Below are 16,480 nucleotides of genomic sequence, written 5' to 3'. Positions count from 1 at the left end.
ACCGCCACGCCGACCGAGGTAACCTGCTGGTAACCGAACAATGCTCGGTTCTGTGAGCAGGAGGCACCGTGGCAGAGGCGTACATCGTCGGGGCGGTCCGCACCCCGGTCGGCAGGAAGCAAGGAGGGCTGTCCACCGTCCACCCCGCGGACCTGGCGGCCCACGCGCTCAGGGCGCTCGTCGAGCGCACCGGCGTCGATCCGTCCGCGATCGAAGACGTGATCATGGGCTGTGTCATGCAGTTCGGCCCGCAGAGCATGGACATCGCGCGCACCGCCTGGCTGTCGGCCGGGCTGCCGGAGAGCGTCGCCGGGGTGACCGTCGACCGGCAGTGCGGCTCCTCCCAGCAGGCGCTGCACTTCGCCGCCCAGGGAGTGCTCTCCGGCACCCAGGACCTCGTGGTCGCCGCCGGGGTCGAGTCCATGAGCGTCGTGCCGATGGGCTCCCCCGTCACCACCGCCCTGGAGAAGGGCCTGCCCTCGCCGTTCGGCGACGGCTGGGCCGAGCGGTACGGCAGGCAGGAGATCTCCCAGTTCCGCGGGGCCGAGCTGATGTGCGAGAAGTGGGACCTGAGCCGCGAGGAACTGGAGCGCTTCGCCTGCGAGAGCCACCGGCGCGCGCTCGAAGCCGTCGCCGAGGGCCGCTTCCGCGACCAGATCGTCCCCGTCGCGGGCGTCGAGAACGACGAGGGCCCCCGCGCGGACACCACCCGGGAGAAGATGGCGGGCCTCAAGACCCTGCGGGAGGGCGGCCGGATCACCGCGGCGACCTCCTCGCAGATCTCCGACGGCTCCGGAGCCCTGCTGGTCGCCTCGGAACGGGCGGTCCGTGAGCACGGCCTGACCCCCAGGGCCCGCGTCGTCACCCTGACACTCACCGGCGACGACCCGGTCTACATGCTGACCGCGCCCATCCCGGCGACCAGGAAGGCCCTGGCCAGGGCCGGGCTCACGGTGGACGACATCGACGTCTTCGAGGTCAACGAGGCCTTCGCCCCGGTGCCGCTGGCCTGGCTCAAGGAGATCGGCGCCGACCCGGAGCGGGTCAACCCCAACGGCGGCGCGATCGCTCTGGGACACCCCCTGGGGGCGACCGGGGCGATCCTGATGACCAAACTCCTGCACGAGCTGGAGCGCACCGGCGGCCGGTACGGCCTGCAGACGATGTGCGAGGGCGGCGGCCAGGCCAACGTCACCGTCATCGAACGCCTCGACGGCTGAGACCCGGCGGTGTCCACCCGGAACAGGGCGGACACCGCCTTCGGTCAGCCGTCAGCGACCGCCCCGGCCGGGAATCCGGCGCGGCTGCCGGGTGGGCCGGGCGGGAACGGGCGGCAGCGGCACCCGCCTGGGCGCCGGAGCCCGCTCGGGCAGCGGGATACGAGGCGTGACGGTCTGGTGCTTTTTGGCAGCGTGAATTCGCATATGGACTCCTTAGGAAGATCATGACGACGCGGTCTGTGCCGTGCCGGAACCTCAGCTGCCGCGTCAGACGAACGGGGCCAGAGAGCTGAGCGCGGGCGGACCGGCGACGGCCGGTCAACGCCTGCTTTCTAGGAGTTGATCCACATGCGGACCACCGTACGGCGGGCCCGCCGTACGGTGCAACGGGTTTTTCTACCGGGGGACGCGGGCCACGCAGAAGACGGTCTGGCCGAACGGCGGACGCACGAAACGCTCGATGAACCGGGTAGCCGGGACGACCGTACGGTCGTAGATCTTGACCAGACGCGGGTCGGGATAGCCGACACCGCCCCTGCGGACCGCCACCCACCAGGCGATGCCGCCCAGGAAGTTGATCGGCTTGAGCACGTCGATGTCCAGACCCGCCTTGGACACCGTGCTGCGCAGGGTCGCGGGGGTGTAGCGGGTGACGTGGCCGACCTTGCGGTCGAAGTCTCCGTAGAGCTGCATGTAGCCCGGCACCCAGATGACGATCCGGCCGCCGGGCGCGGTGACCTTCGCCAGGGAGCGCAGCGCCTCGACGTCCTCCTCGATGTGTTCGAGGACGTTCATCATCACGACCGTGTCGACCTTCTCACCGATCGGGATGTCGGTCGGCAGGCCGAACTGCAGCACGTCCACGTCGTCGCGCTCGGCGAAGCGCTTGTTGAGCTGCTCGACGCAGTAGGGGTCGAAGTCACTGACCACCAGCCTGTCCAGGCGGGGCAGGAACGACTCGGCGAAGTGCCCGAGACCCGAACCGATCTCCAGCATGGACTTCCCCACGTGCGGGGCGACCATGTCGAGCTCGTACTGCCGGTAGTTCCTGGCCTCGTCCCCACCCAGGTGGTTCTCCAGGGCCTCGTCACCGGCCGCCGGTTGCACTACGCGGTCATACCCAGACATGCGGTTCCGTCCAGCTCACTCATCGGGGAGCCGCGTCGCCCACGACTTGGAGGGCGTCCACGGCCGGGAAACAGCAAGAGTCTAGTGTCGCTTCCCCCGCGGCGACTCCGGAAACGCCCCCATGACGCCCCTGGGAACCCCTTCACGACGGCCGGGGAGACACCGGACACCGACGAAACGGTGAAGGGCCCGGAGGAGGAATCCCACCCCGAAGGACTTCGGCAAAAGGCCGCTGACCTGCGTATCGGCGTGAGATATGCGCCCCGGGAGAAGAACGGACAACCGCGAACCCTCCGTCAGGCCGAGATGGCCGCGCTCCCATGGTTGGCTGGCCATCTAACGCGGAGGGGCGAGGAATCGGTGGAGGAGACGCGCACGCGCCGGGACAACGTGCCGGCGGAGACGGGTGACCTCGTAGGACGGGAGGCGGAACTCGGCGAACTCGCCGCACTGATCGGCCACTCTCCTCTGGTGACCCTCACCGGGGTCGCCGGGGTCGGCAAGTCCAGACTCGCGCTCAGGGCCGCGACCACGCTCCGCGGGGACTTCCCCGACGGGGTGTGGGTCGTCGCGCTGTCCGCCGAGCAGAACGGCGCCCTGGTCGGCCACACCGTCGCCGCCGCGCTCGGCCTGCCGGAGCAGGCCGTACGGCCCCAGGCGGAGGTCCTCGCCGACTTCCTCGCCGACCGGCGGCTGCTGCTGGTCCTCGACGACTGCGACCACCTCACCGAGGCGTGCGCGGAACTGCTGCGCCAGGTTCTGGCACGGGCGCCGCACATCCGGGTGCTGGCCACCGGCCGCGGTCCTCTGGGGCTCGCCGGGGAACGGCTGATGCCGGTCGAGCCGTTCCCCGTACCCGAGGGGGCCGAGGCCGCCACCTGCGACGCCGTCCGGCTGTTCACCGAGCGGGCCAGGGCCCTGGTGCCCGGCGCGGCCCTCGACCCCCACGAGGTGGCCGGGCTCTGCCGCGGCCTCGACGGCATCCCGCTCGCCATCGAACTGGCCGTACGGCGGCTGCGGGCGCTGTCCGTGCCACAGCTCACCGAGCGGCTCGACGACCGCTTCGCCCTGCTGGAGGGCGGCAGCCGCGCCCCACTCGGGCGGCACCGGAGCATGCGCACCGCGGTCGGCCTCAGCCACGAGCTGTCCGACCCGAGGGAACGCCTGCTGTGGGCCCGCCTCTCGGTCTTCGAGGGCTGGTTCGACGCCGACGACGCGTGGGCCGTGTGCGCCGACGGACGACTGGCCACGCTCGCGTTGTCCGGACTCGCCGACCGGTCGATCCTGGTCGCTGACGGCCCGCGCTACCGGATGCTCGGCACGATCCGCGACTACGGAAGGCAGTGGCTGCGGCTGCTGGGCGAGGAGGAGACCGTTCTCGCCCGCCACCACGACCACTTCCTGGCCGGGGCACGCAGGGCGGAGGCCGAGTGGTACGGCCCGCGCCAGGCCCGCTGGGCGGCCTGGGCCAGGCGGGCGATGCCGGACCTGGAGGCCGCGCTGGCCCGCGACGAGGGCTTCGACATGGCCACCTCGCTCTGGTTCGTCTGGTGCTGTCTCGGCAGGGCCGGCCTCGGACACCGGCACCTGGACCGGCTGCTCAACCGGCAGATCACCCCCGGCCCGGCCCGCACCAAGGCCCTGTGGGTGTGCTCATGGGCGGCGCTGGCCGCGGGCGACACCTCGGAGGCCAGGCGCAGGGCCGCCGAGGCGTACGCGGCGGCCACGGCCGAGGGCGACCTCGCCGCCGCCGGATGCGCCCGGCAGGGAGCGGCGGCGACCGCGCTCGCCCTCGGCGACCTCGACGGGGCCGCGCGTCTGGCCGCCCAGGCCGCCGGGCTGTTCGAGCAGGCCGCCCCGGAACGGGCCGCCCACATCGGTCTCCCCGTCGCCGAGACGACACTGGCGATGGCGCACAGCCTCAGAGGGGAGTTCGGCCCGGCCGTCGAGGTCCTCGTGCGCCAGTGGGCCAGGTGCGCCGAACGGGGCGAGCTGTGGGCCCGTTCCCACGGCGACCACGTGCGCTCGCTCGCCGAACTCGGCAGAGGGGAGATCGAGGCGGCCGAGGCCTACGCCCGCGCGGCGCTTGACGCCAAGTGGTGCCTGCGCGACCCGCTCGGCGTGGCCGCGGCCACCGACCAGCTCGCCGCGACCGCCGTGGCGCGCGGTGACGGGCGCAGAGCCGCCCGCCTGCTCGGCGCGGCCGCCCGGATGTGGACGACCGCGGGCCTGCCCACTCCCGACGCCTCGCCGTACGCGACGTCCAGGGCCCGCACGGAGCGCCGGGCCAGGGCGTTGCTCGGAGACCTCGCCTACGAACGCGCGTTCGCCAGGGGAATGGCCATGGACATCGACACCACTGTCGCCCGCATCCGGGACACAGACGGCTTCGGTCACCTTTAGCATGAATGCCCACGCCGCGAGGAGACTGCGGAATGAGTGCATTCGTCGGTAGGCAGGGCGAGGTCGCGGAGATCACAGCCCTTTTCGAGCGGGTACGGCTCGTCACCCTGTCGGGGGCGGGCGGTGTCGGCAAGACCAGGCTCGGCCTCGAACTCGCCAGGACACTCGTCCCCGAGCCCGCGGTCGTCGACGTCGCGGAGGTCGCCGAGGTCGGCGGACCGCAGGCGCTGGCCCCCGCCGTCACCGAGGCCCTGGCCGTCTCGGCCGGATCCCTGCTCGTGCTCGACACCTGCGAGGCGCTGGTGGACGACGTCGCCTCCCTGGTCGGCGAACTGCTCGCCACCGACCCCGAACTCCGCATCCTGGCGATCAGCCGCCAGTCGCTGGCCGTCCCCGGCGAACACCTGTGGGTGCTGGCCGGCCTCCCCACCCCGGACGCCTACGCCCTGCTCACCGGTCTCGGCGACGCCTGGCCCGCCGGGACGCGCGAGAGCCTCACCGAGGTGTGCGACAGGCTGGACGGCCTGCCACTGGCGATCGAACTGGCCGCCGTACGGCTGCGCACGATGCCCGTCGCGGACTTCGTCGCGAACCTGGGCGAACACCTGGCCCTGCTCGTCGACGAGGAGCGGCAGGGCCCCTCAAGGCACCGGGCGCTGGCCACCTGCATCGGGTGGAGCCACCAGCTGTGCACCGAGCGGGAACGACTGTTCTGGGCCCGCGTCTCGGTCTTCCCCGGCGAGTTCGACCTGGAGGCGGCGACCTACGTCTGCCGGGACGAGACGCTGCGCGCCCAGGACATGATCGACGTGGTCACCGGCCTGGTCGACAAGTCCGTGCTGCTGCGCAGGGAGACCCACGCCGGGGTCCGCTTCCTGATGCCCGGCGCCACCCGCGAGTTCGGCGCGGGCTGGCTGGCCCTGCTCGGTCAGCAGGAGGAGGTACGGCTGCGCCACCACGACTTCTACCTGGCCCTGGCCCGCAACGCCGAACGCGAGTGGCCACGCCGCCAGGTGCGCTGGCACCACAGGCTCCGCGTCGAGGCGGCCAACCTCGCCCAGGCACTGGAGACGGGCCTGGAGGCGGGGACCGGTCTCGAACTGGCCGGGGCGCTGTGGATCCTGTGGGTGTGCTGCGGGATGCACGCCGAGGGGCGCGGCTATCTCGACCGCGCCCTCGCCACGGACCCTCGGCGGGGACCGGCGCGGACCAGGGCGCTGTGGGTCTGCGCCTGGGTCGCCAGCCTCCAGGGAGACCTGCTCGGAGCCGAGGAGCGGCTCTCCGAGTGCCGCGAGGCCGACCCCGGCGGCCACGCGGGCGCCTACGTGGCCCAGCTGGCCGCCCAGGTCGCCGCCCAGCGGGGGCAGGCCACCCGCGCCGTGCTCGGCATCAGGGCGGCCCGCGACCGCCACCACTCGGCGGGACGCGCCTTCCCCGGCCTGCTGCCCGGCTACGCCGTGGTGGCCGCCTGCCTGCTGACCCTGGGAGACGTCGAGGCGGCCGTCGGCGTCCTCGTCGAGGGGCTCGACCTCTGCGAGACCTACGAGGACCTGTGGACCCGCTCCCACCTGTGCCACCTGCGCGCCCACGCCGACTATCTGCGCGGAGACCTCACCGCCGCCGGGGAGCACGCCCGCGAGGCCCTGCGCACCGCCCGCCTGTTCGACGACCGTACGGCGCAGGCCGCCGGGGTCGAACTGCTCGGCGCGCTCGCCGTCGCCGAACGGCGGTCACAGGAGGGCCTGGAACTGCTGGCCGCGGCCCGCGACGCCTGGACGGCGCTCGGCGGCGAGCACCTGCGCCCGCCGCTGCTGGCCTCGATCGCCGTCCCGGAGGCCCTCCCCGTCGAGGGCCTGCCCCTCGACGCCGCCACCAGCCTGGCCCTCAAAGAGCCCTAGACGCCCTCGGGGTCAGGGGAGGCCAGCCACTCGTCGATCTCCCTGAGGATCCCCTTGCGGACGCTCTCGGGGGTGGCGGAGGCCCTGATCGACTGCCGGGCCAGCTCGGCCAGCTCCGCGTCGCGGAAGCCGTACACCTGCCTGGCCAGCTCGTACTGGGGCAGCAGCCTGGCGCCGAACAGCAGCGGGTCGTCGGCACCGAGCGCGATGGGCACCCCCGCCTCGAACAGCCGCCGCAGCGGCACGTCCTGCGGCCGTTCGGCCACTCCGAGGCCGACGTTGGAGGTCGGGCAGACCTCACACGTGACCTGCCGGTCCGCCAGACGCTCCATCAGCCGTGGCGACTCGGCCGCCCGTACGCCGTGTCCGACCCGGTCGGCGCCGAGCTCGTCGAGGCACTCGGCCACACTGGCCGCCCCCATCAGCTCCCCACCGTGCGGTACGGCCAGCAGCCCGGCCCGCCTGGCAAGCCTGAAGGCTCCGTCGAAGTCACGGGCCCGGCCCCTGCGCTCGTCGTTGGACAGCCCGAAACCGACGACGCCCTGGTCCATGTGGTGCGTGGCGAGCCTGGCGAGCGTCTTGGCGTCCAGGGGGTGCTTCGTGCGGTTGGCGGCGACCACGAGCGCCACTCCGATGCCCGCGTGCGCCGAGGCTTGGCGTGCCGCGTCGAGCATCAGCTCAAGGGTGGGGGTGAGACCGCCGAACCGGTGGGCGTATCCCGAGGGGTCGACCTGGATCTCCAGCCAGCGCGACCCCTCGGCGACCTCGTCCTCCGCGGCCTCCCGCAGCAGCCGGTAGACGTCGGACTCCCGCCGCAGCACCGCCCGCGCGATGTCGTAGAGCCGCTGGAAACGGAACCAGCCCCGCTCGTCGGTCGCCCGCAGCCGGGGCGGCCAGTCCTGCTCAAGCGCGTCCGGCAGGTGCAGACCCTGCTCACGGGCGAGCTCGATCAGGGTCGTGTGCCGCATCGAGCCGGTGAAGTGCAGGTGGAGGTGGGCCTTTGGCAGGTCGGTGAGCGGGCGTGGCATTTCCATATGGTGCCGTATGCCGGGCACCGCACGGTGCCACACGCCGAACCCGCTCCCACGGCGCCTGAGGGCGGGACGCCGGGCGGCGCGGTGCACGCCGCCCGGCGGTGGATCTCAGACCGTTCTCAGGTGAGCCTCAGCCGACCTGGCCGAGGAACTTGGCCACCCGGCTCACGCCCTCGACGAGGTCCTCGTCGCCGAGCGCGTAGGAGAGACGGAAGTAGCCGGGGGTGCCGAAGGCCTCGCCGGGAACGAGGGCGACCTCGGCCTCCTCAAGGATGAGCTCGGCCAGCTGGGCGGACGTCTCGGGACGCCTGCCGCCGAAGTCCCTGCCCAGCAGCTCCTTGACCGACGGGTAGGCGTAGAAGGCGCCCCTGGGCTCGGGGCAGAGCACGCCCGGGATCTCGTTGAGCATGCGGACCATGGTCTGGCGGCGGCGGTCGAAGGCCTCACGCATCTTCGCCACGGCCGACAGATCACCGGACACGGCGGCCAGGGCGGCGGCCTGGGCCACGTTCGAGACGTTGGAGGTGGCGTGCGACTGCAGGTTGGTCGCGGCCTTGACGACGTCCTTCGGGCCGATCAGCCAGCCGACCCGCCAGCCGGTCATGGCGTAGGTCTTGGCGACGCCGTTCAGCACGACGACCCGGTCACCCAGCTCGGGGACGACGGTCGCGATGCTCGCGAACGTCGCGCCGCCGTAGGTGAGGTGCTCGTAGATCTCGTCGGTGACCACCCACAGCCCGTGCTCGGCCGCCCAGCGGCCGATCGCCTCGACCTGCTCGGGCGAGTAGACCGCACCCGTCGGGTTGGACGGGGAGACGAACAGCAGGGCCTTGGTGCGCTCGGTGCGGGCCGCCTCGAACTGCTCGACGCTCGCGAGGTAACCGGTGGTCTCGTCGGTCACCACGTCCACCTGGACGCCGCCCGCGAGCTTGATGGCCTCGGGGTAGGTCGTCCAGTAGGGGGCGACGACCAGAACCTCGTCACCCGGGTCGAGGAGCGTGGCGAAGGCCTCGTAGACGGCCTGCTTGCCACCGTTGGTGATCAGCACCTGGGCCGCGTCGACCTGGTAGCCGGAGTCGCGCAGTGTCTTGTCCGCGACGGCCTGCTTCAGCTCGGGCAGGCCCCCGGCCGGGGTGTACTTGTGGAACCTGGGGTTGCGGCAGGCCTCCACGGCGGCGTCGACGATGTAGTCGGGAGTCGGGAAGTCCGGCTCGCCCGCACCGAAGCCGATGACCGGGCGGCCCGCCGCCTTCATGGCCTTGGCCTTGGCGTCCACGGCGAGTGTGGCGGACTCGGAGATCGCGGAGATGCGCGCTGAGATGCGAGGACGGGTCATGCCTTCCATGGTTACAGATCTGTGAGGCGCACCCCGCCTCCCGTCGGTTTTCCCGTACGGCGGGCCGTACGGGAGGGGAAGGGCTGTGACGTGGGAGATCAGGGGGAGGCGAGAGGTCGATCACCTGCCGGTTCGACGTGGGGGCCATTCCCACGTAGACTCCCGCATGTTCCTAACCGCCGCGTGCACGAACTCGGCGGCCGGGACCCGTGAGCCACGGACAAACTTCGGTCCAACCGATGTATGGTGGTTCATGTCTTAGGGCACTAGCGCAATTGGTAGCGCACCGGTCTCCAAAACCGGCGGTTGGGGGTTCGAGTCCCTCGTGCCCTGCGAGGAGCGGTCCGCGCATCAGGGCGTCTAGCGCGCCGCAGACATGCGTTGGACTCGACGAAGCAGGTGAGGACTGTGGCGATCGACACGCGCGGCGAAACCGCAGACAAGCCGAGCGGTGAGAAGAAGGCCAAGCGCACTTCTCCCGCCCTTTTCTATCGGCAGATCATCGCTGAACTACGCAAGGTCATCTGGCCTACGCGCAAAGAGCTTCTCTCGTACACCACGATTGTCATGGTCTTCGTTCTGATCATGGTCGGGGTCGTGTCCGGACTCGACGCGTTGCTCACCGAAGGTGTGCTGCGGATCTTCGGCGGAGCCTGAGGCCGGACCCCGGCGGATCGCCCCCCGTAATTTCATCAGCCCATCGACGAAAGAGAATGAGCCACCGTGTCCGAGTCTCCACAGCCGGCCGGCGAGTCCCGCGAAGAGCGGACTGACGAGCCGGAGCAGGTCGTCGACGTCGCGGAGGACTCGCTCGACGCCGACACCGAGACCGACGAGGTCACGGCCGACGTCGACGAGGACGAGGCAGAAGAGGCCGGGCAGACCGGTGAGGTCGACGAGGACGGCGACGTCCTGCCCGATGTCGACCCGGTCGAGGAGTTCAAGCGCCATCTGCGCGGTCAGTACGGCGAGTGGTACGTCATCCACTCCTACGCCGGTTACGAGAACCGCGTGAAGTCGAACATCGAGACCCGCACGCAGTCCCTCAACATGGAGGACTACATCTTCCAGGTCGAGGTGCCGACGCACCACGTGACCGAGGTGAAGAGCGGCAAGCGTCAGCTGGTCAAGGAGCGGGTGCTGCCCGGCTACGTGCTGGTCCGGATGGAACTCACCGACGAGTCCTGGTCCGCGGTGCGCAACACGCCCGGTGTGACCGGCTTCGTCGGCCTGTCGAACAAGCCCAGCCCGCTGAGCCTGGACGAGGTGGCCAAGCTGCTGGCTCCCGAGCCCTCGGAAGAGGCCAAGAAGTCGACCGTCAAGGCCACGGCCGCGACCGTCGACTTCGAGGTCGGCGAGTCCGTCACGGTCATGGACGGCCCCTTCGCGACCCTGCCCGCCACGGTCAGCGAGATCAGCGCCGAGTCGCAGAAGCTCAAGGTCCTCGTGTCGATCTTCGGTCGCGAGACCCCGGTTGAGCTCTCGTTCAACCAGGTCTCGAAGATCTGACCGATCACATAAACTAAGACGTTCGGTGGCCGTGTCTCGCGAAGCACGGCCTTCCGACATGCTCCCCGTGTCTGCGTGGGAGCCGCATCACCCCGATTAGGACCCGGAGAAGAACCATGCCTCCTAAGAAGAAGATCGCGGCACTGGTCAAGGTCCAGCTCCCCGCTGGCCAGGCCACGCCCGCTCCGCCGGTCGGTACCGCCCTCGGTCCGCACGGTGTCAACATCATGGACTTCGTCAAGCAGTACAACGCTGCCACCGAAGCCCAGCGCGGCAACATCATCCCCGTTGAGATCACCATCTTCGAGGACCGTTCCTTCACCTTCGTCACGAAGACGCCTCCGGCGCCTGAGCTGATCAAGAAGGCCGCCGGTGTGGCGAAGGGCTCGGCCGTCCCGCAGAAGGACAAGGTCGGCAAGCTCACCAAGGAGCAGCTGCGCCAGATCGCCGAGACCAAGATGCAGGACCTCAACGCCAACGACATCGAGGCGGCCGAGAAGATCATCGCCGGCACCGCCCGGTCGATGGGCATCACGATCGCCGACTGACGACAGGGCGACTCGATCCCGAGCCGGTGATCCGGCGACGGATCGGAAAACGGCGGAACACGACGGTGGTCGCGTCCGTCACCAGGACATCGAAGTGAGTGGAAGGGCCAGGCGCTGGCCCGCACCACGGACACTCGGATTCACAGGAGTGAGCAAGTGAAGCGCAGCAAGGCATTCCGCGCGGCGGCCGCACAGGTCGACGGCGAGAACCTCTACAGCCCGGCCGCGGCGGCGAAGCTCGCCAAGGGGACCAGCGTCACCAAGTTCGACGCGACCGTCGAGGTCGCGCTGCGACTGGGCGTCGACCCCCGCAAGGCCGACCAGATGGTGCGCGGCACCGTCAACCTCCCGCACGGCACCGGTAAGACCGCCCGGGTCCTGGTCTTCGCGACCGGTGACCGTGCCGAGGAGGCCCGCGCCGCGGGCGCCGACATCGTCGGCGCCGACGAGCTGATCGACGAGGTCGCCAAGGGCCGTCTCGACTTCGACGCCGTCGTCGCGACCCCCGACCTCATGGGCAAGGTCGGCCGCCTCGGCCGCGTGCTCGGCCCCCGTGGCCTCATGCCCAACCCCAAGACCGGCACCGTCACCCCGGCCGTCGGCAAGGCCGTCACCGACATCAAGGGCGGCAAGATCGAGTTCCGTGTCGACCGGCACGCGAACCTGCACTTCATCATCGGCAAGGTGTCCTTCGGCGAGCGTCAGCTGGTCGAGAACTACGCCGCCGCCCTCGAAGAGGTGCTGCGTCTGAAGCCGTCCGCCGCCAAGGGCCGTTACCTGAAGAAGGTCACCTTCTCCACGTCCATGGGCCCCGGCATCCCGGTCGACCCGAACGTGACGCGGGCGCTGACCGCCGAGCTCGACGCCTGAGACGTCCGCTAGCAGACGCCTTCTCGGAAAGGCCTCAACCGAATGGCCATTCGGTTGAGGCCTTTCTTCGTTCCTATGGAGGAAGCGTGCCGGGATTGCCCGGCGTATGGTCATAAACAAGTCCATCGGGGGACACGAAGGAGTGAAGACCAATGCGCCGATTGGCTCCCGCACTGACACTGGGAGCGGCCGCTCTGATCGCGGTCACGGGATGCGGTGCGCAGAGCACCGGAACCCTCGGAAACGTCAAACTGGCCGCCGCCGAGGCGGTTCAGCAGAGCGCGCAGAGGGCCGGGGAGGTCACCTCGTACTCCGCGGACCTCGTCCTTGACGCCACAGGTGGCGACAGGGGCGCGGGCAAGATCCAGGGCAGCGTGGTCTACCAGAGCCAGCCTCAGCTGGCGACCGACATCACGCTGGACACGATCAACTTCGACGGGCAGAACGTCCCCGGCGGAGCCAGGGCGATCTTCACCGGTGACACGGTCTACCTGAAGTCGCAGCTGCTCGCCAGGTTCGCGGGGGCGAACAAGCCCTGGCTCAAGGCCTCGATCTCCGACATCGACGCCGAGGGCCAGAAGGGTGTCAGGAGCTTCCTGGAGCAGGCCAGGCAGTTCGACCTCGCCGCGACGGTCAAGCTGCTCACCGCGTCCAAGGACGTCAAGGCCGTGGGCACCGAGACGGTCGGCGGGACCGAGACGACCCACTACAGCGGCACCTTCCCGGTGGCCGAGGCCGCCCAGGTGCTCGACCCGGCCAAGCAGGAGCCGCTCAAGGAGCGACTCTCGTCGGTCAAGGACGTGAAGTTCGACCTGTGGGCCGACGGTCAGAGCCTGCCCCGCAAGGTCACGCTCAGCGGCTCGAAGAACGGTGAGTCGTTCAACCTGACCGCGCTCTTCAAGGGCTTCAACGAGCCCGTGACGATCGCGGCCCCGCCCGCCGAGCAGGTGGGCGACCTGCCGAAGAACCCCGTCCCGAGCGGCCACTGAGGACCACTGAGGGCCACTGAGGGCCCGCTGGGAACAGGCTCGTGGAACCCCCGCCCGGGGTGACCACGGGACTCGTGTACGGCCCGCCTCTCCCATCGCACCGGGGGAGGCGGGCCGTCGTGTTTCCCGGATTCCTTCCCGAGCGGAGCCCGGTTTGGCGTTCCTCCCGCCAGGGCGTATGCTGTCAACGCCGAAGACCGCCGGTTGTCGTCAGGCCTCATGGTTCGACGACCCAAGGTTCCACTTCGTGGACGACCAGCGCAGGTGTGATGTGAGTTTCCATTTGGACTGACCTCCTCATGTGAGCCCCGTGCGCCTGCGCCCGGGGCTTGTTCGCGTCTGTGGCCCCTTGCCGGTGGCAACATCTGGAAGGAGGCCCATGGCGAAGGCGGAAAAGGCGACGGCTGTAGCCGAGCTGCGGAGCAGCTTCGAAGGCTCCAACGCTGCCGTTCTGACCGAATACCGCGGTCTCACCGTCGCTCAGCTCAAGCAGCTGCGCGTCTCGCTCGGTGAGCATGCGAAGTTCGCCGTGGTGAAGAACACGCTGACCAAGATCGCGGCCAACCAGGCCGGGATCAGCGAGCTCGACGACCTGCTCGCGGGTCCGTCGGCGATCGCGTTCGTCGAAGGCGACGTGGTCGAGGCCGCCAAGAGTCTGCGTGACTTCGCCAAGGCCAATCCCCTCCTGGTCATCAAGGGCGGTGTCGTCGACGGCAAGTCGATGAACCCGGCCGAGATCAGCAAGCTTGCCGACCTTGAGTCGCGCGAGGTCCTCCTCGCGAAGCTGGCCGGTGCCATGAAGGCGAAGCAGGCCCATGCCGCCGCCGTCTTCAACGCGCTGCCCACCAACATGGCTCAGCTCGTCGAGGCTCTGCGCGCCAAGCGCGAAGAGGCGGGCGAGTAGGTCCGCGCTGGCGGACTCAGGGGATTAGCGCATATATACCGCGGTCCCGAATTCTCAGTTTTTTGATCCATACGGAGGAATCATCATGGCGAAGCTCACCGCTGACGAGCTGCTCGAGTCGTTCAAGGAGATGACCCTCCTTGAGCTGGCCGACTTCGTGAAGCTCTTCGAGGACGCCTTCGACGTCAAGGCCGCCGCCCCCGTCGCCGTGGCCGCCGCCCCGGCCGCCGGTGGCGCCGCTCCGGCCGAAGAGGCCGAGGAGCAGGACGAGTTCGACGTCATCCTCGAGGCTGCCGGCGACAAGAAGATCCAGGTCATCAAGGAGATCCGCGCCCTGACGAGCCTGGGCCTCAAGGAGGCCAAGGACCTCGTTGACGGCGCCCCCAAGCCCGTCTTCGACGGCAAGGTCAACAAGGAGCAGGCGGAGAAGGCCAAGGCTGCCCTCGAGGGCGCCGGCGCCACCGTCACCGTCAAGTAGTCCCACCTGGCCTGAAGGCCTCGTAGGAGAGCTCGACGAGACTCAACGGAAAGAGCGGTCCACCTAGTGCCGGTGGCCCGCTCTTTCTGCTTTTCCGGCCCGTCAGAGGCCCGTCAAGGACGTGTCAGAGCCTGCCTGGGGTTAGGTAAGGGGCTCGGCGGAGGGCCGTCCGTACGACGCTCTCATGCCTTCGGCCGGCTTCCTCGTGACGAACTTCTCATGATTTATGGTCTTATGGGCGGTTTGTTCGCTAAATCGCCATTAAATGCCCTGAAATGGGTTTGGGCTGATGCCCCGAAGAGCTCGCCGGGCCGTACGGCGGGGCACCGGGTGGCATTTCCCCGCGTGAGCCCGAAGGTCGTTTATCGGTGGTGCCCGAGCGCCTGAGCCACGAGATCGGTGGTTCGGGATGGAGAGGGCCACGGGATCAGCGGCCTGGTTCGGGATATCTTTTTCCTGTTATGAGAGGGCGGCTCCCGGGGAGGTGGGCAAAGCCCTCCATGACGATCCGTTTGGCGGGTTATGATCCGGCGATCGGGGAGCTTTCGGCCTGAACGGCCGGCGCCACGTGATCACCGGTCCGTGTTCCGACGGACCCGCGATGGGAGAGAGCGCATGGCGGTGAACGCTGCTCGGCGGGCTCGCCCGCTGAGGGTCGCCGGGTTGGTGCTGGCCCTGTTGATCGTGGCGTTGCTCGGCGCGGCGTTCTGGCTGCGCTCGGCGCTTGCGCAGGCCCAGGCGGAGGCCGACGACAGGGAGGCCGCGATACGGGCGGCGGGATCACACGCCCTGGATCTGCTCTCGGTCGGTCACCGGACCGTGGACTCCGACATCAAACGCATCTTGGACACGTCAACCGGCGCGGCGAGGGCGGAGTACGCCAGGAACGTCACGACGCTCAAAGAGACGACGCTCAGGGGCAAGGTTCTCCAGACGGGCGCGCTCCGTGCCTCCGGGCTCGTCTCGATGAAGGGGAACGTCGCCAGGGTGATGGTCGTCGGGGACGCCGTCATCCGCTGGGAGGGCAGTAAACAGCCCCCGCAGGAACGGTTCTACCAGTGGAACATGGAAGTGACCAAGATCGGGACCGCCTGGCTCGTCTCGAAGACGGAGCTGGTCCTGTGACGCGGGTCTCCCTCCTCCTGGTCGGGGTGATGACCGCCGTCGCGCTCTCGCTCGCCGCGGTGGTGTGGATCATGTTCGCGGATCTGAGCCGACTGCGTTCGGACGAGGCCGCCGGACGGGAGGCGCTCGCGACCGCCCGCTCCGTCGCCGCCGACATGCTGTCGTACGACTACCGTACTATCGAACAGGATTTCGCACGGGCTCGGGGATATACCACGGGAAACCTCAGCCAGTACTACCGGCAGCTCACCACGAGCCTGGTGCCGACGGCCAGGAAGGAGCGCGCCGTCCAGCAGGCGACGGTGGCCGGGGCCGGGGTCGAGTCGGCGCGCGCAGACCGGGTCGAGGTCCTGCTGTTCGTGAACATGAACACCGTGCGGACCATGCCGGGGGACAAGCAGCCCCGGCGCCAGATCAGGCAGAACAGGGCCCGGCTGGTCATGGTCAGACAGGACTCCCACTGGCTCGTCTCCGAGCTGTCCACCCTGCTGGGAAACCCGCCGCCTCACTAGGTTGGCGTGGCGCTTCATTCAATTGTTATCAAAGTCTGCGTTTAGAGCTGGTTTGTGGCCGGGTACATCGTTCATCGCAGGGTCGATCGTCGGTCGTGTGTACGCCTGACGGTCGAAGCTTCGTAGGGCGAGGCGTTAGCCTCCCCGAGGCGCGGGTATCGTCTTGGGGCTGGTGGTTGCGCAGGTCACACGATGGGAAAACTCCCAGCGGCTCGGCTGTTCCTTGGCTGAAATGTCGGCTCACGGGCTTGACGTTTCGGCTCTGACGGGCGATGCTGCGACCAACGTGGAGAGCGCAGCGAGGGTGAACTGGACAGGTGTATGCCGTTCGGCTACACTGCCCCTTTGCGCTGCCCTTTGACGACCCGCTTCTTTTGGTGCTCCGATGCATGGTCGTCTGGCGTGCGTGTAGTCAGTCCGCCGCGAGCCCTCGGAAGGACATCTGTTGGCAGCCTCGCGCAACGCCTCCGCCGTACCCGCTGGTCCCCGTCGCGTGTCGTTCGCACGTATTCAGGAGCCGCTCGAA

The 16,480-nt window shown here is 69.5% G+C and carries 16 protein-coding genes and 1 tRNA gene; 13 read left to right on the top strand and 4 right to left on the bottom strand.

The window, feature by feature from the left end; translation table 11 throughout:
• The first annotated feature begins 68 nt into the window (after positions 1-68).
• Positions 69-1,220: an acetyl-CoA C-acetyltransferase gene (locus ACFYY8_RS33065; protein ID WP_390047824.1), complete on the top strand. Its 1,152-nt coding sequence runs from the start codon at positions 69-71 to the stop codon at positions 1,218-1,220.
• A gap of 51 nt (positions 1,221-1,271) precedes the next feature.
• On the opposite strand, the gene ACFYY8_RS33060 is transcribed toward ACFYY8_RS33065, so the two are convergent.
• Together ACFYY8_RS33060 and ACFYY8_RS33055 are read right to left on the bottom strand one after the other, a co-directional pair.
• Positions 1,272-1,424 carry a hypothetical protein gene (locus tag ACFYY8_RS33060; RefSeq protein ID WP_390047822.1) on the bottom strand — a complete coding sequence of 51 codons (153 nt, stop codon included), beginning with the start codon at positions 1,422-1,424 and terminating at the stop codon, positions 1,272-1,274.
• Between the two features lie 192 nt (positions 1,425-1,616).
• A complete protein-coding gene (locus ACFYY8_RS33055; protein WP_352014732.1) occupies positions 1,617-2,348 on the bottom strand; it encodes a class I SAM-dependent methyltransferase in 732 nt (243 codons plus the stop codon).
• 360 nt (positions 2,349-2,708) lie between these two features.
• Between ACFYY8_RS33055 and ACFYY8_RS33050 the strand changes: the two genes are divergently transcribed.
• Positions 2,709-4,751: an ATP-binding protein gene (locus ACFYY8_RS33050; protein ID WP_390047820.1), complete on the top strand. Its 2,043-nt coding sequence runs from the start codon at positions 2,709-2,711 to the stop codon at positions 4,749-4,751.
• A 32-nt stretch (positions 4,752-4,783) separates the two neighbouring features.
• Positions 4,784-6,649: an ATP-binding protein gene (locus ACFYY8_RS33045; protein WP_390047818.1), complete on the top strand. Its 1,866-nt coding sequence runs from the start codon at positions 4,784-4,786 to the stop codon at positions 6,647-6,649.
• Here the strand turns inward: ACFYY8_RS33045 and ACFYY8_RS33040 are convergent.
• Entirely contained in the window at positions 6,646-7,677 is a 1,032-nt protein-coding gene (locus tag ACFYY8_RS33040) for an adenosine deaminase (protein WP_390047816.1), read from the bottom strand. The genes ACFYY8_RS33045 and ACFYY8_RS33040 overlap by 4 nt on opposite strands.
• Positions 7,678-7,813: 136 nt before the next feature.
• Positions 7,814-9,019, bottom strand: coding sequence for a pyridoxal phosphate-dependent aminotransferase (locus tag ACFYY8_RS33035; protein WP_390047814.1), 1,206 nt, complete (start codon positions 9,017-9,019; stop codon positions 7,814-7,816).
• 260 nt (positions 9,020-9,279) lie between these two features.
• Between ACFYY8_RS33035 and ACFYY8_RS33030 the strand changes: the two genes are divergently transcribed.
• The 10 genes from ACFYY8_RS33030 to ACFYY8_RS32985 all read left to right on the top strand — a co-directional run bounded on the left by ACFYY8_RS33030 (position 9,280) and on the right by ACFYY8_RS32985 (position 15,954).
• Positions 9,280-9,352, top strand: a tRNA-Trp gene (locus tag ACFYY8_RS33030).
• Between the two features lie 75 nt (positions 9,353-9,427).
• Positions 9,428-9,676: a preprotein translocase subunit SecE gene (gene secE / locus ACFYY8_RS33025; protein WP_352014737.1), complete on the top strand. Its 249-nt coding sequence runs from the start codon at positions 9,428-9,430 to the stop codon at positions 9,674-9,676.
• Positions 9,677-9,742: 66 nt separating this feature from the next.
• The gene (gene nusG / locus ACFYY8_RS33020; protein ID WP_390047811.1) at positions 9,743-10,528 is read left to right on the top strand and encodes a transcription termination/antitermination protein NusG; all 786 of its coding nucleotides are present in this window, start codon (positions 9,743-9,745) and stop codon (positions 10,526-10,528) included.
• 116 nt (positions 10,529-10,644) lie between these two features.
• Complete coding sequence (rplK, locus tag ACFYY8_RS33015) at positions 10,645-11,076, top strand: 50S ribosomal protein L11 (protein WP_184712590.1); 432 nt, start codon at positions 10,645-10,647, stop codon at positions 11,074-11,076.
• A 156-nt stretch (positions 11,077-11,232) separates the two neighbouring features.
• On the top strand, positions 11,233-11,946 hold the full coding sequence (gene rplA, locus ACFYY8_RS33010) for a 50S ribosomal protein L1 (protein WP_352014739.1): 714 nt from the start codon (positions 11,233-11,235) through the stop codon (positions 11,944-11,946).
• Positions 11,947-12,098: 152 nt separating this feature from the next.
• Positions 12,099-12,935, top strand: coding sequence for a DUF1396 domain-containing protein (locus tag ACFYY8_RS33005; protein ID WP_386188470.1), 837 nt, complete (start codon positions 12,099-12,101; stop codon positions 12,933-12,935).
• 379 nt (positions 12,936-13,314) lie between these two features.
• The gene (rplJ, locus tag ACFYY8_RS33000) at positions 13,315-13,839 is read left to right on the top strand and encodes a 50S ribosomal protein L10 (protein WP_352014741.1); all 525 of its coding nucleotides are present in this window, start codon (positions 13,315-13,317) and stop codon (positions 13,837-13,839) included.
• Between the two features lie 85 nt (positions 13,840-13,924).
• Entirely contained in the window at positions 13,925-14,317 is a 393-nt protein-coding gene (gene rplL, locus ACFYY8_RS32995; protein ID WP_352014742.1) for a 50S ribosomal protein L7/L12, read from the top strand.
• A gap of 615 nt (positions 14,318-14,932) precedes the next feature.
• Positions 14,933-15,442 carry a hypothetical protein gene (locus ACFYY8_RS32990; protein WP_390047808.1) on the top strand — a complete coding sequence of 170 codons (510 nt, stop codon included), beginning with the start codon at positions 14,933-14,935 and terminating at the stop codon, positions 15,440-15,442.
• Positions 15,439-15,954 carry a hypothetical protein gene (locus ACFYY8_RS32985; RefSeq protein ID WP_390047806.1) on the top strand — a complete coding sequence of 172 codons (516 nt, stop codon included), beginning with the start codon at positions 15,439-15,441 and terminating at the stop codon, positions 15,952-15,954. The genes ACFYY8_RS32990 and ACFYY8_RS32985 overlap by 4 nt, the downstream gene beginning before the upstream one ends.
• The last annotated feature ends 526 nt before the right edge of the window (positions 15,955-16,480 follow it).

Origin of the sequence: Streptosporangium sp. NPDC001559, from assembly GCF_042893955.1 — a bacterium.
Lineage (GTDB): Bacteria > Actinomycetota > Actinomycetes > Streptosporangiales > Streptosporangiaceae > Streptosporangium.
Note: the sequence above shows the minus strand (reverse complement) of the source record. Positions and strands in the feature narration are given on the sequence as shown.